We start from the raw sequence: 22,201 nt of genomic DNA, 5'->3' as shown, positions 1-22,201 counted from the left end.
CTATGAACTACTCATTCTCGGCCGGCTCTCCAGCGTTAGGCTGAGTCACCGCCGACGGTGCCGTCGTAAGATGATCACCAAACCCCTGCCAATTGCGTACAAACTCCGCCACCGAATCACCGCCAAACTTGCGCGTCGCCTCGTTTGCCAGCACCAGTGCCACCATCGCCTCTGCAACCACTCCCATCGCTGGCACGGCAACCACATCCGTGCGCTCCTTAAAAGACAATGCTGACTCCTTCGTCACGGTGTCAACGGTCTCAAGCACTGGGCGATTCAGTGTCGCTAATGGCTTCATCCACACCTCGGCAACGACAGGAGCCCCATTGGAAATGCCTCCCTCGATGCCGCCCGAAAGCCAGGTGGGGCGCAAATACTGCCCAGTGGCGGGATCGAACTGGATGGCGTCGTGTGCATCGGATCCATGACGTCTGGCAACTTCGATACCAGCACCGATGCTCACGGCCTTGACCGCCTGGATCGACATCAGGGCCCCGGCGAGCTGACTGTCGAGTTTGCGATCCCAATGCACGTGGCTACCGAGACCCACAGGCACCCCGTGAGCGACGACTTCGACCGATCCACCCAACGAGTCGCCAACCTTGGCAGCCGCTTTGATCTCGGCGATCATCCGTCCCTCGACTTCCTTGTCGAGACAGCGCACCTCTGAGTCATCGATGCGATTGAGGTCCGATGGCGACGGGATGCTACTCCTCTCGGACTTGACCTCTCCGATCTGAACCACATGCGAGAGGATCTGGATCCCGATCTGCGCAACCAACGCCTTCGCAAGCGCTCCGGCGACCACACGTGCCGCCGTCTCTCGTGCGGAAGCTCGCTCCAACACGTCCCTAGCATCGTCAAAACCATACTTGAGCATCCCGGCAAGGTCCGCGTGACCCGGGCGCGGCTTGGTCAACTTCTTGGTCGGATATCCCGGCGCAGGGGACATCTCTTCGGTCCATTTGCGCTCCCACTCCGAGTTCTTGATCTCAATCGCGACAGGAGAACCCAACGTGCGACCATGGCGTATCCCCGCCAGCAACACGAGTTCGTCCGCCTCAAAGCGCATTCTCGGGCCGCGGCCATAGCCGAGTCGCCGGCGAGCAAGTTCGGCGCCAACCTGTTCGACGGTGACCTCCAAACCGGCAGGGAGCCCTTCAACGATCACGACCAACGATTGGCCGTGTGATTCACCAGCCGTGAGATACCTAAGCATGGCTAGAGATTAGCAGCCCACCAGCATGATCACCCCGGCGGCATCAGCCACCAGGCAGGGTTGCGGATCCCGGACCAGTCTGGATCATCTTGGGCACAAATGGGTTCTTGACAGTGAAATATTCACTGCTCGGGACCGGTGCGCTGGCCGCGGCGTGGGCCACCACCGGCACTGGGACTGATCGCCCCGTCTCCGACGAGGGGACGCTCGGGCGTTGGGTATCAGCCACCGCGGTGTTAGGTGATGACGGGTGCCCCACCATCACAAAGTAAGCGCCGACACCAAGTCCCACAAAAAGGACGACCCCGACCACCACGAACAGAAGGCGTGGTCGCCGATGCCGTGTCTCCTCTTGCCCAACCTCTGGCACCTGGGGCTCTTCGAGAAGCGATGCGATCTCCATGCTGGTCATCTCTACACCCTCCTAATGGTGGTAATACACGGCGCCGGTAAACGAAAGGTTGATCTTGGGGTTGTTGCTCGCACCGCCAGAGAGCGACGATAATTGGATGGTCGAGATATTGACCAGTTCTCCGAGATGATCGAGACCATGCAAAAAATGCATCAACGCCACAAAAGTACCCGTCGCCTCCGCGCTGAAGGCAACCGAACTGACTCCTGGCACGGTCGCTGAGCTGCCCCCAGTACTCGGTGCAGCCCCTGGCTGCAATGGGGTGATCTGGAGCAATGGCACACCAGCCTTACTGGCCGTTGCATCAGCCTGACTGATGAAGGAGGCGAGAGAGAAGGTGGTGGGCAACGCCAAAGTGAGGGCTTTAAGCTGTGCGCGCAGAAGCGGTGCCTGCTGTTTGTCATCGATCAGGTGCGCAAGCTGCACTCGATCGTTGGCCAGTTGCGATTGATCCACGCCCACCTGGGTCTGCGCAGTGGCGATATGGGCAACCAGTGGCGCGTACAGACCAAAGTACCACCCCACTCCAATCACGATGGCCAGCGCACCAACCAGAATCGTCGTGATCGTCGATCGAGTGAATTTCATGAGGATACCCCCAACTGTCGCAGGTACGACGCACTTCGGTACTGAGCAAAGTTGTTCGAGACGATGGCCGACCCCTGATACGTTGTCATGCCAGCTTGCACCATCTCAGCAGACGGAACGCCGACGCCACAGGACGGAGTGGTATTCCCTGGTGGCGTAAGGGTCGACGAGGAGACCCAGAGGTTCTGAAGGAAGCTGAGTTTACTCATCGAGTCGAGCCAATGGGCGGGAGCAAGTTGCGAACAACCTTCGAGGCTAAAGCTGACACCCAGCCCTGAAGCACCCGCCGTCGAGGTCGTCGGTGCGCCAATACTGAGACTGGTCAGCCACGAGTCCGACGGCGTAGCTCCAGCGATCTGGGCCAGCAGCTGAGGAAAGTCGACCGACGACGCAAGCTGTTGGGTCACCGTCGATCGAGCGGAACGAACTCCTTGGGCAAGGGCACCGTACGTTGCGTACCGAGCCATCTGGCCGCTTAGGACGCCAAGCTGCGTCGTCAACGATGTTTGCGTCTCTTGGACCTGTTGGAGCTGTTGATAGCGCTGGAGGGTCAACAATGCGCCGGCGCCAATCAGCGCCACACCCGCCGCACCCACCAGTATGAGCTGTCGGCGATGCTGACGGCGTGCTCGGACACGCGCAGGTAGGAGATTGACAAACTTCACCCCCTTGTCGTGAGTGCGCGCGCGCATCACTGCGCCAGTCATCTCGACCCAGTTGCTCGATGAATCCTCGACAAGAGCATCGGCTTCGATGAGTCTGAGCACCTGTCGTGGTCCCGGTCGTTCCACCTTCAGGGCGAGTTTGTCACCCAGCTCCACGCCGAGCTGGGTGACCGCCGATGAGCCACCGACCAGCACCAGCCGGTCGATATCGGTGTACCCCCGTTGAATAGCGAAGTAATCGATCGAGGAGGCGACCTCTTGCACAATGGCACGCACACCGTCGGCAACGATACCATCCGCTGTGGCGAACCCATCGAGCTGATGAATCTCCTCAGGTCCTTGGATCGCTATCGCTCTCTTGAGACCCTCAGCAGCCTCGTACGCCACCTCGAGGCGTCGAGCGATCTCTTGGGTGATGAGCTCGCCACCCATCCTGATCGAACGAACGAGTTGTGGCTGATCCCCCACCACCACCTCGATGGTGGTGGTAGTAGCACCGACCACCACCAGGTAATAGCCCTCGCCCTCAGTTCTTGAGAGCTCGCTGACCGCACGCGCCGCCGCCAGCGGGCCAACGTCAACCCAATCGACACGCAAGCCACTGCGTTCGGCAACATCGATCGCTTTAGCGATGGTGGCCTTGGGGGCACCGGCCATGACGACGTTTGGGTTCGACGATCGTGCCTTGGTCGCCGTCTCGTAATCGACCACAAGTTCATCGAGGGGCAATGGCAGCACCTCGGTCATCGCGAACCCAAAGGTCATCTCCAACTCATGCTTATCGGAACTCGGAACATTGAGGCTTCTCACCACCAGATCCGGATCGGTGACGATCAGGCGAGTCGCCTTGGTTCGCGTACCTGCCTCACGAAGAAGGCCTCGAAGCGTCTCCACCACCCTCTCTGGATGCTCGTGAGCCCCATCGGGCAAGACGCGATGGGCAAGCCAAAGCGGCGGTCGCGGACGCCGAGACACCTCGATCTCGCACGCCTTGATGGAGAATGCTCCGATCTCTAAGAGTATGAGTTTTTCCATCCTTGAATCCTCGCTAAACTCCCAAGAGGGCATCGGCCAAAACGACGGCAAAGTTGATCAATTGACCCGCTATTAGTGAAAAATAACAGCACCAAGAGTGGTGAGTGCAAATCCGACGGTCAGAAATGGGCCAAAAGGGAGTTGCGCTCGAAGGTTAGTCCGCTTGGCGAGTATCAAGCCAACCCCCACCACTGATCCAGCAAAAAAACTTGCAAGGACCGCCAGAACGGATGCCCAGACACCAAGCGACGCGATGCCAAGGACCAAGACTGCCGCTAGCTTCGCATCGCCAAGACCCATGCCTCCGCGCGAAACAACGCGTAGGAGAACAAAGAACACGAGGATCGCCATGGCAAGGCCGATGGTGAGGATGAAGGTGCTCCACCGACCAGAGATCCATGCGTTCGCGATGCCAAGTAAGAGGAGAAGGAGTGCCGCTGGATAGGTTAACGCATTTGGAATCCGATAGGTTCTCTGGTCGATCAGAGCGGCCCCAAGCCCAACCAGGAGTGCCAGACCGCAACTCACCTTATCGAGCGTGTCGACGGGAGCGAGTGCCGCAACCACCCCGATCGCTCCCCCCGTAAGCTCCGTAAGGGGATAGCGCCATGGAATGGACACCGAACAGTCGCGGCACCGCCCCCGTAGCCACAGATAGGCAAACACGGGCACGTTATCGCGAGCTCGAATCGGGTGCGCACAGGATGGACACTTCGATCGGTCCATCATCAACGGAAGCCCCGCAGGAATCCGATAGGTCAGTGCCGTCATCGCCGATCCACCGATAAGGCCAAAGACAAGACCGATCACCACACCCATGGTTAGTGCCTTCGGACAGAATCACTGGCGAGTTGAATAGCGCACCACCCGCAGCCGCGCCTCTCACAACGCATAATTCTCACTTTCAGCGTTAATTTCATTCAAGTTTTCCCTTTCAGCACGCCGAAGCAGAGGAGGTACCGGAATTCCGGTGCACGGAGACGTGAAAGCCAGCAAGGAGAAAAGGATGTCTCAGATCTATCGGAAATTAACAAAAAGTGATGAGTCCGGGTTTACACTCATCGAGTTGATGGTGGTCATCCTGATCATGGGCATCCTCGCCGCGATCGCGATCCCCACCTTCCTCGGAGCTCGAACCTCGGCCCAGAATAAGGCTGCAGAGACCGACCTACGCAACCTCTTGACCTCGGAGTCGGTAGCCTTTACCAACAATCAAAGCTACGTGCCTAGTGCGGGGCTGATCCAACTGGATCCGGCTTACACGAAGGCACTGACTGACAACACGATTAGCGTCCTCCTTCCGAGTTCATCCGGCAGCACGTCAGGCTCGAGTTCAAGCACAACACCAGAGACCTCTGTCTGTCTGGCGGAAACAGCCGCATCCGGGACCAGCTTCGCGATCGAAGATGTCGCACTCGGGGCTGGAGCAGGCACCTACTACTACTCGGGAACGAGCCCAATAACATCCTGCGCAGCAACACCCACCATTAGCACCACCGCTGGCTCTGGCTGGCACAGCTCGGCTGCGAGCGCAGGTTGGTAGGCCGATAACACCTGTTGGCTCACCACTTCTGATGAAACCATCAGGCCGACCTCCTCGATCTGAGGGGGTCGGCCTCTAACATGGAACCATGACCACTGACCTACCCAGCCAGTTCCTCCCCTGGGACGGCCTCTATAACCTCCGAGAACTCGGTGGTTATCCAACGGTAGATGGACTCGTCACTCGTAGCGGTCTCCTCTTCAGATCGGAGGCGTTCTTTCGCCTCTCCGATGCGTCGAGAAACCAGTTGTTCGAAAACCTGGATCTCAAAACCGTGATCGATCTCCGATCGAACGAGGAACGCCAAGAACAGGGCTATCTTGAGTCGGCCAAGGGTCGGCGCCTCCTCCATTTACCCCTCATCGATGTCTCCGTCGAATCCGACCTCGACCGCCTAGACCCTGACTACCTTGCCCAGGTGTATCGAGCGATTCTGACAAGTCGACCGGACTCGCTCAGCGAAGCGATGGCGGTCATCTTGAACTCCGATAACTGGCCGCTTCTCTTTCATTGTGCTGCAGGGAAAGATAGGACCGGTATCGTGGCGATGTTAACGTTGTCCATGGCACAGGTTCCAGATGCCCAGATCGCGGCCGACTACGCACTCACCCAGTATGCACTGCGCCGCGTGCTCGACGCAGACGATCCCGACATCGACAGAGCAAGCTGGAAAACTCTCCCCGCAACGGTGGTGGCCTCGACTCCAGAGACTGCCGAGAAGACCCTCGACTTCCTCAACACCAGCTATGGCTCAGTCACTAACTACCTCATCGAACTTGGTCTCAAACCCGACCTTCTCGCCAGGTTTCATGAGACCTTCACGATGCCACCAGCTTGAGCTCACGCACCAGCGAGTCAGCCGGTCAACCTCGGCCGCCAAACGCAACGCAACATCGCAGTACAAGGGTTTCGGCGCAGTACAAGGGCTCCGGTCCTGCAAGAACGATTCGAACTAACGCCACCAGTCTCCCCTCATCCGCTGGTGGAGAACATGGCCAGCGACGCAGCCTTGCAATCACCGAATAGGCGTGGCGACCGGCGTGGCGAAGCGTCGCAGTTGCCCGGCGACCGGCCTCTGCTGCCAAAGCCCTGGGCTACTCCTGTTGACGAAGCTCCTCTTGTCGTGCAACAACTCGATCGAGCATCGCCCCTAGCGAGTCCAATTCCCCCACATTGAGTCGGTTGGTCAACATCTGTGTTAAAACCTCATCATGGGTCGGAACCGACTCCTTGAGCTTTTCTCTGCCTAACTCCGTGAGCACCGCAAAGGTTCCTCGGCGGTCAGTAGGACAGCTACGGCGCAAAACCCAACCCTGAGCGACGAGGGAATCCACTCTTCGCGAAAGCGCACTGCGCGACAACAAGGCGAGTTGTGCAAGTTCAGAGAGACGCAGCTCTCCACCTACAGCGGCCTGCAGATGCAACATGACCTCAAAGTCTGCAAAACTCAACCCATGGCGTTCATTGAGTTCAAGATCGAGCTGCCACAACAGTCGGGCATGGGTGCCAAGCAGCGACCTGAAAGCTTTCAGGGTCACTGCGTGGACTGATGAATTCGCACACTCTCGCATAAATGGTTGCACCCGCAATTATTTCGTCTACAATTGAACTGACAGTCTAACCGACAAGCGAAAGGAAGAAGACATGGCAACTACGTCAGCAAAGGATCTTGGGATCGAGCCAGGGGTGTGGAACCTCGACGCCGCCCATTCGAGCGTAGAGTTCACCGTTCGACATCTCATGGTCTCAAAGGTTCGTGGCCATTTTGAGAAGTTCACCGCGAGTGTCACCATTGATGAGGATGTCACCAAGAGTTCCGTCACCGCTTCGATCGAAGCCGGCTCCATCACGACCCGCGACGAGGCGCGTGATAACCACCTTCGAAGCGCTGACTTCTTCGAGTCCGACAAGTACCCAACCATAGAATTCGCCTCCACCGCAATCCGACCAAACGGGGACGACTGGAAGCTGCTTGGGAACCTCACCATCCGAGGGGTCACCAAGCCCATTGAACTTGACCTCGAGTTCAATGGAACACAAGCCGACCCCTACGGCGGTGTCCGCACTGGCTTTAGTGCTACCGGCGAACTCTCCCGGAAAGACTTTGGTATCGAGTGGAACGCGGCAGTAGACGGTGGTGGTGTCGTCGTTGGAGACAAGATAACCATCAATCTAGAGGCCGAACTCGTCAAGGCCTAATCGCCAACGACGAGCACCACTGATTGAAAACGTACTGCACCCCGCCGATACCGGCGGGGTGTTTTGCATGCACTAGCGTCGTCTTTGCCTCCTCGCGCAACCTTCGTAAATCCAAGCAGCCAAATGACGAAGGTCTGTACGGACCCATCTCCCGCACGGTAGCTAAGATCAAGCGACGCCAAAGAGGAGCACAGGTTCGATTACCGCGATTGTCCTCAGGCGGCCCGCCAATGAATCTCTGTCGCACCGTCGACCGATCGCTGCAGGGAGCCAGATTCGATGCCTCTACAACCTGGGCACCACCACGCTGGCACCTGATCTACCGGTTGCCGCGTTCAAAGAACCCAAGGTGGCATCGTCATGCGCCAGGCTCGGAAAGCCAAACCCGTCTACGACCTCAACCAAACCTGCCTGCGACGCCCTCTTGTTACCTGGGCGCTTACTTCTTGGCAGGCTGATAGTAGGGATTGTTACCAGCGGCATGGTTGGTGACATCAACGACGTCGATAATCTCTGGAACCGCATCCTGAATCGCCGTGGCGATACCTTGTGACAGGGTCATGGCCGCCAAGCCACAACCTTGGCAACCTCCGCCCATCAACACATAGGCACGCTCTTCAACGACCCCCACCAGCTCGGCATAACCACCATGGGCGGCAATCGCTGGATTCACCTGTTCCTCAAGGATGGCGTTGACCCGCAAGGCGAGATCATTGGCGAGCGCGTCCGGACCCAGGTCAGGAAGGTCGGTGGCCTCAGGGGTTGGTGTGTTAGGGTTCGTGATTGCCAGCTCGCCATCGCTACCGACCTCCATGGTTGCTCCTGCGAGTCGTGAGATAGAGTCCCGGGGAATGACCACATTGAGCTCACCAAAACGCAGCTGCAAATCTTCAGGATCAACCTGGGCTAACTCCTGGAAATACACATCGTACATGAACGACGTTCCGTCATTACCAGCGACCTCGACCCAAAGTGCGAGTGTCTCAGACGAGCCCTCGTCGGCCAACGCCTCCAACACCACTCCTACCGCCGCATCTGTTACCCGAAAATCGCTCATCGCTCCCATTCCTCACTTCTTTGAAGTGGTCTCTCCACGACGAAACAGCCAAACACATGAGCGCCGACCCGTCGCGTTGAACGCAATCACTATCGTTCGTAGTACCATTCTAGACACATGCAACACATCGTCCTCGTCGTGCCAGCCGAGAGCTATCGTGCAGATGCCTTTTTACAGGCGGGGGCGCGCACCACACAACGGCTTACCTTGCTCACTGACGCAAGTCTGCCCCTGGGAGATGCAAGTCTTCATGTAAGCACGATGCCACCAGACGCTCAGGAGTTAGCATTACTCGTCGACCGACTCTTCGACCTCGCACCGACGCTCATTATTGGCATCGATGAACCCTCCACCCGCCTCGCTGCGGTCCTCAGTGATCGACTCGGCCTCACCGTCCACCGAGCTCAAGCCGTCGAGCGTGCCGTCGACAAGCTCACCTTACGGAGAGCTCTCGACGAAGCTGAACTCAGCCAACCCAAGCACATCGTGACGACGCTGGAGGCACTTTCGCAGCTCGATACCAAGGCAATCGATGACCTCGTCGCAGATCTCGGGGAACGCTTCATCGCAAAGCCCCCAAGGGAAACAGCATCACGCGGTGTCATCCGGGTCAACAGCGCAACGCTTAACCAGGATCTGGAGATCCTCAATGAGGTCATCGATCCGAGTACGCCGCTGCTCCTCGAAAGCTACGTCGAAGGGCCCGAGTTCGCCGTCGAAGGTATCCTCAACGGTGAGGATCTCGAGGTCCTCATGATCTTTGCCAAACCCGACATCGGCGAAGGCCCCTACTTCTGGGAGTCGACCTACCTGGGACCAGCCAAGCTCACGCCGGCCCAACAGCGCGAACTCACGAGCGCTGTGGAGCGCGGCGCTCGTGCCCTCGGGCTGGCGGACACTCCTGTCCACGCTGAATTGCGTCTCGCCAAGGGGCGTGCAACCATTCTCGAACTCGCCCCTCGATCGATCGGCGGCCGTTGCTCCGCGGCGATTCGCTTCGGCGACGGTCAGCGCCTTGAGGACATCATTTTGCGGCGCGCTCTTGGGGATACGAGCCCCATCAAACGTCGCAACCGGTCGGTAGGCATCTACATGATACCTACACCAACGAGGGGTATATTTCGCGAGGTCATCGGTCTGGATACAGCGCTCGCAACCAGCGGTGTCACAGGCCTCGAGATCACCGTCAACCCAGGGACCAAGGTCTATCCACCGCCGTTGACCGATCGCTACCTCGGCTTTATTTTCGCAGAAGGGCTGAGCCATGCGAGCGTGCAACATGCCCTTTCCGAGGCGAGCGCGCAACTCAAAATCGTGATTGACCCAACCCAGTAGACCCAGCCCAATAGCCCTGCCCCAGTAGACTGATCTCATGTCGGTACTCTTCATCTCCACGTACGAACTCGGCCACCAGCCACAGCTTGCCGCCGAGGTCGCCGCAGAGTTGGGTGAAGGGCGTCTTGAGGTTCTCGACATGTCGAAAGTACCGCTAACGGTCGCCGTGGAGGCCATCAGCCATGCCTCACGCGTGATCCTCACCGCACCAATGCTCACCGGCGCACTCGTCGCCAGAGATCTCCTTGCCTCCCTCGAACCCGATCAGCCAGAACGCCAACTGATCGTCGTTGGGCTCTATGCGACGGTGTTGAGAGAGTCGCTCCAGCATCCACCGATGGCCCTCTGGCTGGACCGGGCGACCGCCGCCGAGCTCGCTACGCTAGTGCAATCCGCTTCCGGCGATGCCCATGCTCAAATCGCAGCCCAATCCGCTAAGGCGACCAATCGGCGAACCTATCGTGTCAATCGAACACCGCTCATGCCACTCGATAGCTATCGCAGTGTCAGTATCGCCGGTCACGACCTTGTGACCGGCTATCTTGAGACCTCGGTTGGCTGTCGACACCGGTGTCTTCACTGCCCGGTGGCTGCCACCTGGAACGGAAGAATTGCCATCAACGATGCGGAGGCGGTCATCACGGATGGCCTCGCGCAGATCGAAGCTGGGGCACAGCATCTCAGCTTTGGTGATCCGGACTTTTTGAACGCCCCCAAGCACTCCTTGAAGGTGCTCGCCACCTTGGCCGAGAAGGCACCATGGGTCACCTTCGACATCACCACCAAAATCGCTGAAATCCTACGCCACCGCGACCTCATCCCAACGTTGGCAGCGAGTCACGTCAACTTTGTCATCTCCGCCGTAGAGAGCCTGAACGATGACGTTCTCAGCCACCTGGACAAGGGCCACACTGGCGCCGATGTGCCAGTGGCGAGAGATCTCCTCTATGCCAACGGCATCGCTCTGCATCCGACCTTTGTGCCATTTACCCCCTGGACCACGATGCGTGACCTCGTTGACATCGTTGACTTCATCGTCGATTCTGACTTGGTTGAGGTGGTTGAACCGATCCAGTACTCGATCGAACTGCTCACGCCAACCAACTCCCTACTGCCAGTCAATGACACGGATTTTGGTCCCTACGACGCCCGAGTCATGGGTTACACCGTCCGCTACCACGATGAGCGCCTACCCTATCTGCGTGATCGACTGTACCAGCTTGCCGCTCAAGCCGGTGAGGATAGCTTTGGCACAACGTTCACTCAAATCTACGCTGCCACCTATGAGGCCAATGGATTGCCCACGCCGAGCGCACCAACCCCACGAGTACGTGCACCAAGCACCGCCATCATGAGCGAACCTTGGTTCTGCTGTGCCGCCCCCGCGCAGCCACGGTAGCCGATGCCAAACCCAGAACAACTCCTTGAGGGTCTGAGCACCGAGCAACGCGAGGCGGTCATGGCTGCTGCGCCGGCGCTCATCGTTGCTGGTGCCGGCTCAGGCAAGACTCGTGTGATCACCCACAGAATCGCCTACCAGATCGCCACGCAAGCGAACCGCAGCTCTCAGACGGTAGCGATCAGCTTTACGAGGGCCGCCGCATGGGAGATCGCACGTCGTCTCTATCGACTCCTCGACGGGCCACCACCAGCCTGTGGCACCTTTCATTCCCATGCCCTTGGGTTGGTTCGTGAGGGTTCAGCGATGCTGGGCAGGCCGCTACCGCATCTCATCGGTGACACAACGACACTCCTGACCGACCTCGGGTTGCGACTCTCCGAGGCTCGCCGTCGTAGCGTCATGTCTGAGATCGACCGTCTTCGCGCGCTCGGCCATGACGCCGAGAGTCTCGAGGCCAACCCAACCCTCATCGAAGTGCCGAACCCTGATGAACTCATCGCTGTCTTCATGGCTCTCGAACGCGCCAAGGCGCGACAGCGCCTCATGGACCTTACCGACGTCCTACGTATCGCCACCGAACTCGTCGCACGCGATGACGGGGTCGGACAAGCCCTCCGCCTCCAGGCTCGCTGGGTCTACATCGATGAGTTCCAAGACGTCAACCCCCTCCAGCTTCGCCTCATTGAGAGATGGATGGGCAATAACCTCTCAGGACTCACCGTCGTCGGAGATCCGAACCAAGCGATCTATGGCTGGAACGGATCGGATCCGGCACTGATGGCGCAGCTTCCGAGCCGCATCCCAGCACTCACCCACCTCACCCTCTCCACCAACTATCGCAGCACCGCCGCACTTGTCGCAGCAGCCTCCCCTGTCGCCAGTGACGATCGGCGAATCAGCATGCTGGCTCACCGTCAGGGGGGTCAGCTCCCCAGCCTTATCGGGACAGACTCGGTGGCCGCGGAGGGGTTACGTGCCGCCAGGGCGGTGGTGGAGCTGGCCCATCGCGGCATCCCCTACTCCTCAATGGCCATCCTCGCGCGAACCATTCGCCAACTATCCCCCATCGAGGAGGCCTTTCGCCGTTTCGATATCCCCCACAGTGTCCTCGGACTGACCCCACTTGCCTCAGCCCCAGAGGTGATCGCACTGATGCGAAGCGCGCGCACCGAACGCCTCCAGATCACAGAGATCTGTGACACGGTTGAAGAGGCGCTCCTCTCCTCAACACCGACTCGTACCCCCAACCTACGCATACTCCTTGAAGTGGCCAACGAGCTCCGAAGGCAGGACCCCAGGTCAGATTATCTTGCCCTCGAAGAGCTGCTGCGCGGACTCCAGATCAAGGGAGTCGATGCAGTGAGCATCACCACCTTCCATCGCGCCAAGGGGCTCCAATGGCACCATGTACACCTGATTGGCATCGGCGAGAAGAGTTATCCTTCCCGCCACGGGCTCTCTTCGAACGCACTCGCTGAAGAGCGACGGCTCCTCTATGTGGCGATGACGAGAGCGACCGACTCGCTCACCATCAGTTGGTCAAAACCCAGTCGCGGACCGTCGACCCTACTCGCCCACCTCGACACCAAGCAGGTTGAGCCCCAGACACAGATCTCCCACTCGCAGGCCCAACCCTCCATCGCAACCCGATTGGATCGTTGGCGCGTCACCGTCGCCAAGGAGCGTCAGTTGTCCTCCTATCTCGTCCTCTCAGACGCCGACGTTCGCAGACTCGCTCGCCTACGCCCCTCCGACAGGGAATCGGTCGCCGCCCTCGTGAGTACCCCGCTCCTGAGGGAGTCGCCCGAACTCATCGATCGTCTGTGGGGAGAGTTCCTTCGGATCCGCTAGTCGTGATCCTCGAACTCCACCACCAGCGGTGCGTGGTCCGATGGTTTGGTCGCAGCGCGCGCTACTCGATCGACCGCCACGGAACGCACTCTCTGCTCCAGTGACTCCGATGCCAGAACCAGATCAATACGCATACCCATGCCACGCCGAAAAGCCCCTTGGCGATAGTCCCACCACGTGAAGCTGGGTTCATCGGAGGGGTGAATCGCCCCGCAATCGACCAACCCAAGATCGAGCAGCCGTTGTAGGGCCATGCGTTCGGGTTCACTCACGTGAGTGGCGCCCTCGAGAGCGGCTGGGTCATAGACATCTGCATCGGTGGGGGCGATGTTGAAATCCCCCGCAATGATCACTGGACCCCGCTGCAGCTCCTCCGCCACACGTTGGCGAAGCAACTCGAGCCACTCCAACTTGTAGACATAGTGGGGGTCATCGAGGGAGCGACCATTGGGAACATAGACCGAGAATACTCTGATACCCCCGACGATTCCGGCGATACAGCGCGCCTCTTCAGCGTCGTCAACGATCCCGAGGCCAAGCTGCTCGACTGGTTCACGGGTAACCAGCGCAACCCCATTCCAAGCCGAAACTCCCCAGTGGGCAACGTGGTAGTCGACCTCTGCGAAGAGATCCTCCGGAAACTCCGCGTCCTTGACCTTGGTCTCTTGCAGGCAAAGGATGTCCGGTTGCTGTGCGAGGAGCCACTGAGCAACCAACTCGCGTCGAGCTCGGAGTGAATTAACGTTCCAGGTTGCGAACCGCATCTTAGGATCCAGCAGGGGCGATAATAAAGAACAGGCCCACCTCCGCACAGAGTTCACCGTCCACCGTGGCGCGACCTTGGCCTTTACCAGCGCGTGCCGACAGGCTCGTCATCTCAATCGTCAGCTCAAGCAGGTCGCCGGGCCGCACCACTCTCCGAAATCGGGCGCGATCGATACCCCCAAAGAGAGGCAGCGATCCTGCATAGCGCTCATCACTGAGCACCACGGCGGCACCAAGCTGAGCAATCGCCTCCACCTGGTACACGCCAGGCAAGACGGGATTACCTGGGAAATGGCCCGCGAGCACCGCGAGGTCATCGGGGATACGGTAGATGCCACGACCCGAGGAACCGGGATCGAGATCGGTGATCTGATCAACAAGTAAGAACGGCGGGCGGTGCGGGATGAACTCCCGAGGATCATAGGACTTCATAACTGATCTTTACCTCTCCCCCCGCCATCACTATCGGTCGTCGCACCTGATCGAGAGGGTTCTGCCTCTACTCAATCGAACGTCCTCACCATGGCACCGAAACTATCGCCAAGACACCCTAGTGGCAACGGCTGTGCTCCCACTCGTCCGCGAGGAAGCCGCAGACGAAGTGAACGGCCTAACGGCGCAGGCGCCGGAGCACAAGCATTGCATGATCACACGCATTGCATGATCACACGTCAACCACCGAAGTGAGTGGGCCAGTTCTTGCGCTGGGTATCCGCGCTAAGTCTTAGCTCACCAGCTGGATATGCTCGCGTACGACTGCCACGAGTTCATCATCGATGGTGGTAATTCCATGGGCCTCAGCCACATGATCGGCGATCAGGGACATCAACTCTCCTTCGTCACTTACCTGCATCGTCCAGTTGCAACCCGCCACTACATCTCCACATGCGAACCGTTTCATCGCGTCGACATCCTCCATCTTGGGAACCAAAAAACCTCGGTCGAGGTCTACCAAAGCTTCGGTACACTTGCCGATTCCCTTAATCGTTTTTCGGCGAAGACACCACGGCGCTCACCAACCAACCAGCCCCATCGTGCCGACAGTAGAGCGTCTTTGATCCATCACCCAACGCGAGCGGAGCGCTAAGAGAGCACAGCCAACCTCGGCACATGAGAGCTCCACGAGGCCCCGCCATACCTAGTGAGGTTGGGATCGTAGCCAAACTGAATTGTCTCAAAGACCAATCGTCCTATGCACGTGGTGTCGCAACCCATGGCTTACAGCAGCAACACCACGTAGCACTACAACGAGGATCGGCCCGACACTAGTTGCAAACGAACACCGTTTGCATACTTGGCGTTAGGCTCCTACATGATGATCCACTGACAGCGGAGAACGATAGCGATTACGAACAACAACGAACCACCAGGATGGCCCCAGATCGTGCTCATTGGCTTCATGGGCGCTGGTAAGAGCACGTTGGGTCGCCTGCTCGCAGACCATCTGGGGACCGCCTTCTACGACAGCGATGCGCTGATCGAAGAGGCGACTAGTCAAAGCATCGCCACCCTCTTTACCACGATGGGGGAACCCAAGTTTCGTGAACTCGAACACCAAGTGATCGCGACCGTGGCTGCCCAGCGCTCCACCGTACTCGCACTGGGAGGGGGTGCGATCATGCATGGCAACACCCAGGACCTTCTCAGGTCAACCTTTGTGGTCTACCTTGAGATCGGTGCAACGACCGCCATCAAACGTATCGGAGCCACCGCCGATCGCCCGCTCGCTCGTGGCGGAGATCTCCAAACCCTACTCGAGACACGGATCGCCACCTATCGGTCGACGGCCTCGCTGACGCTTGATGAACAAGAAGGCGAGTCACCAGCGAACACTCTGGCTCGACTCATCGCTCTCCTCCCCGAGTTCTACCAAGCCCACCTAGCATAACGCACTCCGAGGCCTGAGCGACGCAGATTAGCAGGCACCTTCCATCGCCGAACCTCCCGCCGAGAAGACATCAGCAAGGAAGCTAATAATCCGCTCCATTCGGATGATGCCAACGGGCTCGCGCTGCTCGCCAACGCACACGATGGGATCGAATCGGGTTGCCACCGGACGATTCATCGCCCGAACCGCCACCTCTCGTATCCCCTCCTCTGGGTGGGCTACCATTGGAACGGCCAACACACGCCACCCGCTCAGCTCAGGAACGAGCACGCGAGCAAGCTCAAGATTGCGCCCGACGACACAGATTGCGATCCTCGCACCCGGATCACTAGCAGGGATGGCACTCGTTGTCATGTCCACCGGCGAGGTCGCGCTGGTCTCGACGAGCGTCTCCGTCTTGACCAGAACAGGATCCATCAGCATCGAGAGACAATCAACCCGGGAGCGGCGTGAGTCGTGGTAGGAGCGCAACCATTCCGCGAGGTCGGCTCGCAAGGGCTCTGGCTGCAGTGTTGGGCGACCGATCACCCATCCCTGCACCAATGGCACACCGATCTGTACCACGCGGGCCAACTCCGCTTGGGTCTCAACCCCCTCGGCCAGCAACCAGCCGTCGAGCCGTCCCACAAAATCGCCGAAGGAGGCACACATGAGCGCTTTGACCTCATCGGTATCGATACCGTTCACCAGTTCCCGGTCGAGCTTGACAATATCTGGACGGACCTGCGTGATCATCTGCAGGCCGGCATACCCCGATCCCGCATCATCCATCGCTATGAGCGCACCACGTGCACGCAACCAGGTCAGCGAGTCACGCAGTGCGTCCACATCGAGCACACGGACGTGTTCGGTGAGCTCAACGACGATACCGCTGAGATCCCGATCGAACACCCTCCGCAGGATCGGTTGACCGAGCAGATGTGGGCTAACGTTCACCGTGACAAAGCAGTCGCGAGGCACACGACGACGCTCCTTGAAGGCCCGCGCAAGAATCAGGGCCTCTAATTCGGCGCCGAGCCCGATCGCATCTGCCTCGAGGAAGATCTGATCGGGTGTGATCGTTGCGGGAACGTCAAACCGGGTGAGCATCTCGTAACCCACAACTCTCGGCCCAAAAACATTGGCGATCGATTGGAACCGCATCTCAAAGGAGCGCTGGCCGCTCAAAATTGTGCGGACATACTCGCGCAATTGAAGAACATCCTGTCGCGTGGTTTCGATGCTCTGAACGGTATCCGTACCTTCGATCACACCAAAACGTGGTCTTCCATTACCCATTCCTAGAACTTCGACGTATGGCGTCAAATACTTGACACGTGCCAGGAGCAATCCCAATGAGATCGGAGGTAGACCCAACCGCACCCCCTCGAACCTTGGCCAATTCTCGTCGCCTCACGCCACCGGTCGCAGCTGCAGCGAGTTTTCATCGACCGGCAAAGATGACTAGACTTACAAGGCGTGGCAGATACCTTTGAAACTGACTTTGGACCCAATGACTGGCTTGTCGAGGAGATGCTCGACCATTACCGTGACAACCCTGAATCGGTGCCACCAAGTTGGCAACAATACTTTCAGAGCCGAAACATCGCACCAAGGTTCGCCAACTCGACCGTGACCGATGCTGTTGCCACCGAGGGCCACAACGGCCACGCAGCTGCCGCCAACCACACCAGCCCTACCGAGGCCACATCGGAAACCACCACCACCACCGTAGCGTTTGACGACACCGCCACGAGCCCAGCCGCCACGAGCCCAGCCGCCACGAGCCCAGCCGCCACGAGCCCAGCCGCTACGAGCCCAGCAGGGCCAGTACGCTCGATGCAACCAACGACAAATGGCAACCTCCGCACCTCTTCGCCGACGGATAACACCGCAGCAACGCGGGCCGCAGCTACCCCGGCTCCGTCGTCCGTGGACAAGCCAGTCTCTCCGGAGAGTGTCGACGACGCCACCTTGAGTCCACTCCGCGGAGCCGCCCTCGCCCTCGCGCGCAACATGGATCAATCGCTCACCCTGCCGACTGCAACGAGTGTGCGTGTAGTACCCGCGAAGGCACTCGAAATCAACCGGTCCATCATCAACAACCAACTCAGTCGCGAGGGTCGTACGAAGGTCAGCTTTGGCCACCTGATCACCTGGGCCATCATCAAGTCGCTCGCCAAACACCCCAGGATGAACGCGAGCTTCGTACCCGCAACCGATGGGACCGCGGCCTCGATCCGGACCTTCGAACATGTCAATCTCGGCGTCGCAGTCGATATCGTTCGGCGTGATGGACAGCGAACGCTGATGGTGCCAGTCTTGAAGAACATCGAATCCAAGACCTTCGTTGAGTTCCTCAGCGCCTACGATCAGTTGATCGCCAAGGTCCGCGAGAACCGAGCCACGGTCGACGATTTCCAGGGAGCATCCGTTAGCATCACCAATCCCGGGACGATCGGAACTGAACACTCGATCCCACGATTGATGAATGGGCAGGGTGTCATCATCGGCGTTGGTGCCATTGGCTATCCGGTCGAGTTCGGCGCCGCTGATCCCCGTACCTTGGGCGAGCTTGGAATCTCGAAGACCGTTACCCTCACCTCAACCTACGATCATCGCATCATTCAAGGGGCTGAGTCTGGTCAGTTCCTGGCCGACGTCGCCGCACTCCTTGAGGGTAAGGAGCACTTCTATCAGGACATCTTCTCCTCTCTCGATGTCGCCTATCCACCAGCAGTCTGGTCTCCAGACCATGGATCTCTGACTGGAGACGCATCGGAGCGCGCGGAAAAGCAGATCCATGTGCAGACCCTGATCAACAACTACCGCGTACGCGGTCACCTCCTGGCTCACCTAGATCCACTCAATCTCGTCAAGCCAACGATGAGTCCAGAGTTAGACCCAGAGACCTACGGACTCACCCTCTGGGATCTCAGCCGCGCATTTCTCACCGATGGTCTCGCCGGAACAACCGAGTCAAGCCTTGCAGAGATCCTGCAGCTCCTTCGTGATAGCTACTGTGGCACAATCGGCTACGAGTACATGCATATCCAGAACCCCGAAGAGAAGCATTGGATTCAAAACCGCGTCGAAGGAGTTCGTCCGAACCTCTCCAAGGAGGACCAGCTCCGCATCCTCACCACCCTCAACGATGCCGAGGCGTTTGAGAAGTTCCTCTCTACTCGCTACATTGGACAAAAGCGCTTCGGCCTCGAGGGTGCGGAAAGTGCCATCGTCTTTCTCACTGAGGTCCTCAATCAGGGAGTACGTGCCTCAATCACCTCTGCCATACTGGGCATGGCCCACCGTGGTCGGTTGAACGTCCTGGCGAACATCGTTGGCAAGTCCTATCGCATGATCTTTGAAGAGTTCGAGGGCAACCTGGACCCAACATCGGTCCAGGGATCCGGCGACGTCAAGTATCACAAGGGTTTCGAGGGCACCTACTACACCCCCGACGGCACCGCAGTACCCATCACACTCGCCTCGAATCCCTCGCACCTTGAAGCCGTTGACGGCGTCGTCGAGGGAATGGTGCGTGCCACCCAAGATCTTCGAGGTAATCTCTTCGAGTTCGCCGTCCTCGGGATTCTCGTGCATGGGGATGCCTCCTTTGCCGGGCAGGGAGTGGTTGCCGAGACGCTCAACCTTTCTCAGCTCCCCGGTTATCGAACGGGTGGCACCATTCACCTGGTCATCAATAACCAGGTAGGTTTCACGACCAACCCAAACGAAGCACGATCCTCCGTCTATGCCAGCGACATCGCCAAGATGATCCAGGCCCCGATCATCCACGTCAACGGCGACGACCCCGAAGCGGTGTTGAGAGCTGCCCAGATCGCCATGGACTATCGGGAAGCCTTCCACAAGGACATCGTCGTCGATATGGTCTGCTACCGACGCCATGGGCATAATGAGGGCGACGAGCCCAGCTACACCCAGCCGGTGATGTACCGGGTTATTGACACGCAACCCTCAGTGCGCAAGCTCTACCTTGAACGCCTCGTCCGCTCCAAGGCTATTACCGTGGAGGAGGGTGAACAGGCTCTCGATGCCTATCTCGCTCGACTGCAGCAGGCACTGGTAGAGACTCGAGAGGCGGCACCGCCCAAAGCTACCAACCTGCCGGCACCACCACCCCAAAACGTCGCAGTACAGACCGTCTCGACGGGGGTGATCAAGGAGCGTCTCGACTATGTCGTAGAGATCCTCAACCGTACCCCGGAAGGTTTCACGCTACACCCCAAACTGGCAAAGCAGTTCCAGGCCCGCGCGGAGCTCTATACCGAAGGTGAGGTCGACTGGGCTCTTGGTGAGGCCTTCGCATTCGCAACGATCATGCTCGATGGGCATGATGTGCGTCTCTCCGGCCAAGACTCGCGACGTGGGACCTTCTCGCACCGCCACGCTGCCCTCTATGACTACGAGACCGGTGCCACCTACCAACCTCTCGCCGCGATACGCGATGACACTGGCGCACCAACCGATGGGACCTCGCCTGGCCGCTTCATGATCTATGACTCCTCACTCTCCGAGTACGCAGCCATGGCATTTGAATACGGCTACTCCTTGATCCACCAGAAGGCGCTCACGATCTGGGAGGCACAGTTCGGCGACTTCGCCAACGGTGCCCAGATCGTGATCGACCAGTTCATCGCCGCTGCCCACGACAAGTGGAGACAGGAGTCGGGACTGACCCTGATGTTACCGCATGGGTACGAAGGGCAGGGCCCAGAACACTCCTCGGCCAGGCTTGAGCGTTTCCTCTCCCTGGCAGCGGGGCCGAATATGACCATCGCCAACCCGACCAACGCAGCGCAGCTATTCCACCTGTTGCGAGCCCAGGTCGAGCGAACCAACCAGCGACCGTTGATCATCCTCACGCCAAAGTCCTTGCTGCGAGCCAAGCAATCGCGCAGCCCAGTCGGGGCGTTCACTAGCGGATCCTTCCAACCGCTATTAGATGATCCGCATTGGGTCCAAGACCCCACTGGCCGCTTTGATGTTCGGCGCATCGTTCTCTGTTCGGGCAAGATCGGCTATGAAGCCCTCGCTCAGCGCGACCGCACTACCTCAGTCCCCACCGCCGTTGTGCGCGTGGAACAGCTCTACCCCTGGCCAGAGCGCGAGATCACCGAGTTGATCGAGAGCTACCCATCAGCGACCGAGCTCGTCTGGTTGCAGGAAGAACCAGAGAACATGGGCGCCTGGCCTTTTGCCCATGCGCGACTCCATCGCGCCGGTGCACACCGACTGACACTGGTCCACGTCTCCCGTGTTGCAACTGGATCACCAGCCACCGGATCAGCCGCGATGCACGCCCTCGAACAGAGTGACATCCTCGAGCGAGCCGTCTCCAAGCCGCTGAACTAGCAGGTCGACGGATGAACCCCGTCGGTGCTTAACCATCCTCAATTTTTAACTGCTGGCCCAAGACCTCAGCAAGAGCGTCGGGACTGGTCAGGTGAGCGCCGTGGCGCGAGTTGCGCACGCAATAGGTAGTGGCACATGTAGCTGTTGCGAGCCTGGCCAACCCCAACTGATGATGGCTGGAGGGACGCGAGGAGATTCCAGCAACCACGTCGGTCCGGATAGCATCAAGGTCAAAACGCACCGCTCCATCGACGAGTTGCCCCAGCTCCAGAATAAAGGCTGCTCCCTCGGCCCGTCGCAAAGCTTTGGTACGTTCTGGCAGGAGTTCCCAAGTCGCGTCGGAGATCATCCGTCGCAGGAATCTCTCGGCCACCGCCTGCGACCGTTCGGGAGGGACTCGGCCTAAGGCGGCGTCATGGGGATCGATGTCCCAGCCCTCTCCCCACCAAGCGCCTCCGGGAAGCGGAGACTCGAAGGTCGATACGCCAAGGAGGTTGGGGTGCCCTAACGATGCCAGCCACAGCGCGTAGGTCCCTCCGAGAGAGTGGCCAAAGACGAGCGCCGGCTTGTCATCGAGAATCCCAACAAGATCGGCCAAATGGTCCTCGGCCCCAGCCGGTGCCACAGCGATTGAATGTGCATAGCCCGCCCGATCCCAGATGAGTACCTCAATCGAGGGAAGCAATTTGGCGAGCGCACGAAAAGAGTTACCTCGATCCATCGCACCATGGACGGTAACCACCCGTGGAGCGGACGAGTTCTGATTCAGAATCTCTACGTGGATTGATCGTCTAGGGGGCATATCACCCATCCTATTGGATGGCCTGGGGATCCACCCAAGCATCAGGGATGCAGGTACCAACCAGGACCGCGCCTCGGTCAGGGGA

At 59.0% G+C, this 22,201-nt stretch carries 20 protein-coding genes; 8 read left to right on the top strand and 12 right to left on the bottom strand.

Features of this window, described 5'->3' with window-relative positions; genetic code table 11:
• Window positions 1–7: 7 nt before the first annotated feature.
• From aroC to M7Q83_RS03515, 5 genes are all read right to left on the bottom strand, one after another.
• The gene (gene aroC / locus M7Q83_RS03535) at window positions 8–1,219 is read right to left on the bottom strand and encodes a chorismate synthase (RefSeq protein ID WP_298335434.1); all 1,212 of its coding nucleotides are present in this window, start codon (window positions 1,217–1,219) and stop codon (window positions 8–10) included.
• 43 nt (window positions 1,220–1,262) lie between these two features.
• The gene (locus M7Q83_RS03530; protein ID WP_298335432.1) at window positions 1,263–1,631 is read right to left on the bottom strand and encodes a hypothetical protein; all 369 of its coding nucleotides are present in this window, start codon (window positions 1,629–1,631) and stop codon (window positions 1,263–1,265) included.
• 12 nt (window positions 1,632–1,643) lie between these two features.
• The gene (gene pilO / locus M7Q83_RS03525) at window positions 1,644–2,219 is read right to left on the bottom strand and encodes a type 4a pilus biogenesis protein PilO (protein WP_298335430.1); all 576 of its coding nucleotides are present in this window, start codon (window positions 2,217–2,219) and stop codon (window positions 1,644–1,646) included.
• Entirely contained in the window at window positions 2,216–3,919 is a 1,704-nt protein-coding gene (gene pilM / locus M7Q83_RS03520) for a pilus assembly protein PilM (RefSeq protein ID WP_298335428.1), read from the bottom strand. Before pilM ends, pilO begins: the two co-directional genes overlap by 4 nt.
• 72 nt (window positions 3,920–3,991) lie before the next feature.
• The gene (locus tag M7Q83_RS03515; protein ID WP_298335426.1) at window positions 3,992–4,738 is read right to left on the bottom strand and encodes an A24 family peptidase; all 747 of its coding nucleotides are present in this window, start codon (window positions 4,736–4,738) and stop codon (window positions 3,992–3,994) included.
• 187 nt (window positions 4,739–4,925) lie between these two features.
• Between M7Q83_RS03515 and M7Q83_RS03510 the strand changes: the two genes are divergently transcribed.
• Together M7Q83_RS03510 and M7Q83_RS03505 are read left to right on the top strand one after the other, a co-directional pair.
• The gene (locus tag M7Q83_RS03510) at window positions 4,926–5,462 is read left to right on the top strand and encodes a type II secretion system protein (protein WP_298335423.1); all 537 of its coding nucleotides are present in this window, start codon (window positions 4,926–4,928) and stop codon (window positions 5,460–5,462) included.
• 88 nt (window positions 5,463–5,550) lie between these two features.
• Window positions 5,551–6,300 carry a tyrosine-protein phosphatase gene (locus tag M7Q83_RS03505; RefSeq protein WP_298335422.1) on the top strand — a complete coding sequence of 250 codons (750 nt, stop codon included), beginning with the start codon at window positions 5,551–5,553 and terminating at the stop codon, window positions 6,298–6,300.
• Window positions 6,301–6,556: 256 nt separating this feature from the next.
• Here M7Q83_RS03505 and M7Q83_RS03500 read toward each other — a convergent pair whose 3' ends face one another.
• Window positions 6,557–7,045, bottom strand: coding sequence for a MarR family transcriptional regulator (locus tag M7Q83_RS03500; RefSeq protein ID WP_298335523.1), 489 nt, complete (start codon window positions 7,043–7,045; stop codon window positions 6,557–6,559).
• 61 nt (window positions 7,046–7,106) lie between these two features.
• Between M7Q83_RS03500 and M7Q83_RS03495 the strand changes: the two genes are divergently transcribed.
• Complete coding sequence (locus tag M7Q83_RS03495) at window positions 7,107–7,661, top strand: YceI family protein (protein WP_298335420.1); 555 nt, start codon at window positions 7,107–7,109, stop codon at window positions 7,659–7,661.
• Between the two features lie 439 nt (window positions 7,662–8,100).
• Here the strand turns inward: M7Q83_RS03495 and M7Q83_RS03490 are convergent, their stop codons facing one another.
• Window positions 8,101–8,718, bottom strand: a complete 618-nt coding sequence (locus M7Q83_RS03490) for a NifU family protein (protein WP_298335418.1) — start codon at window positions 8,716–8,718, stop codon at window positions 8,101–8,103.
• Window positions 8,719–8,835: 117 nt separating this feature from the next.
• Here M7Q83_RS03490 and M7Q83_RS03485 point away from each other — a divergent pair, with 117 nt between their 5' ends.
• Genes M7Q83_RS03485 through M7Q83_RS03475 form a run of 3 tightly spaced genes read left to right on the top strand, consistent with a single transcriptional unit; the run spans window position 8,836 to window position 13,306 of the window.
• A complete protein-coding gene (locus M7Q83_RS03485) occupies window positions 8,836–10,053 on the top strand; it encodes an ATP-grasp domain-containing protein (protein WP_298335416.1) in 1,218 nt (405 codons plus the stop codon).
• A 37-nt stretch (window positions 10,054–10,090) separates the two neighbouring features.
• Window positions 10,091–11,452 (top strand): radical SAM protein, encoded by a 1,362-nt coding sequence (locus M7Q83_RS03480; protein WP_298335414.1) that lies wholly within the window; start codon window positions 10,091–10,093, stop codon window positions 11,450–11,452.
• A 3-nt stretch (window positions 11,453–11,455) separates the two neighbouring features.
• Window positions 11,456–13,306: a UvrD-helicase domain-containing protein gene (locus M7Q83_RS03475; RefSeq protein WP_298335411.1), complete on the top strand. Its 1,851-nt coding sequence runs from the start codon at window positions 11,456–11,458 to the stop codon at window positions 13,304–13,306.
• Here the strand turns inward: M7Q83_RS03475 and M7Q83_RS03470 are convergent.
• The 3 genes from M7Q83_RS03470 to M7Q83_RS03460 form a co-directional block, all read right to left on the bottom strand.
• Entirely contained in the window at window positions 13,303–14,070 is a 768-nt protein-coding gene (locus M7Q83_RS03470; RefSeq protein ID WP_298335409.1) for an exodeoxyribonuclease III, read from the bottom strand. The genes M7Q83_RS03475 and M7Q83_RS03470 overlap by 4 nt on opposite strands.
• A 1-nt stretch (window position 14,071) precedes the next feature.
• Window positions 14,072–14,503 (bottom strand): 3-hydroxyacyl-ACP dehydratase FabZ, encoded by a 432-nt coding sequence (gene fabZ, locus M7Q83_RS03465; protein WP_298335407.1) that lies wholly within the window; start codon window positions 14,501–14,503, stop codon window positions 14,072–14,074.
• A gap of 292 nt (window positions 14,504–14,795) precedes the next feature.
• Window positions 14,796–14,972, bottom strand: coding sequence for a DUF1059 domain-containing protein (locus tag M7Q83_RS03460; protein WP_298335405.1), 177 nt, complete (start codon window positions 14,970–14,972; stop codon window positions 14,796–14,798).
• A gap of 498 nt (window positions 14,973–15,470) precedes the next feature.
• Between M7Q83_RS03460 and M7Q83_RS03455 the strand changes: the two genes are divergently transcribed.
• A complete protein-coding gene (locus M7Q83_RS03455; RefSeq protein WP_298335403.1) occupies window positions 15,471–15,959 on the top strand; it encodes a shikimate kinase in 489 nt (162 codons plus the stop codon).
• A gap of 27 nt (window positions 15,960–15,986) precedes the next feature.
• On the opposite strand, the gene M7Q83_RS03450 is transcribed toward M7Q83_RS03455, so the two are convergent.
• The gene (locus M7Q83_RS03450; protein WP_298335401.1) at window positions 15,987–17,315 is read right to left on the bottom strand and encodes an EAL domain-containing protein; all 1,329 of its coding nucleotides are present in this window, start codon (window positions 17,313–17,315) and stop codon (window positions 15,987–15,989) included.
• 102 nt (window positions 17,316–17,417) lie between these two features.
• Between M7Q83_RS03450 and M7Q83_RS03445 the strand changes: the two genes are divergently transcribed.
• Window positions 17,418–21,314, top strand: coding sequence for a multifunctional oxoglutarate decarboxylase/oxoglutarate dehydrogenase thiamine pyrophosphate-binding subunit/dihydrolipoyllysine-residue succinyltransferase subunit (locus M7Q83_RS03445; RefSeq protein WP_298335399.1), 3,897 nt, complete (start codon window positions 17,418–17,420; stop codon window positions 21,312–21,314).
• A 28-nt stretch (window positions 21,315–21,342) separates the two neighbouring features.
• Here M7Q83_RS03445 and M7Q83_RS03440 read toward each other — a convergent pair whose 3' ends face one another.
• Entirely contained in the window at window positions 21,343–22,116 is a 774-nt protein-coding gene (locus tag M7Q83_RS03440; protein ID WP_298335397.1) for an alpha/beta hydrolase, read from the bottom strand.
• Between the last annotated feature and the right edge of the window lie 85 nt (window positions 22,117–22,201).

It is taken from the genome of Ferrimicrobium sp., from assembly GCF_027364955.1.
Taxonomy (GTDB): domain Bacteria; phylum Actinomycetota; class Acidimicrobiia; order Acidimicrobiales; family Acidimicrobiaceae; genus Ferrimicrobium.
Note: the sequence above shows the minus strand (reverse complement) of the source record. Positions and strands in the feature narration are given on the sequence as shown.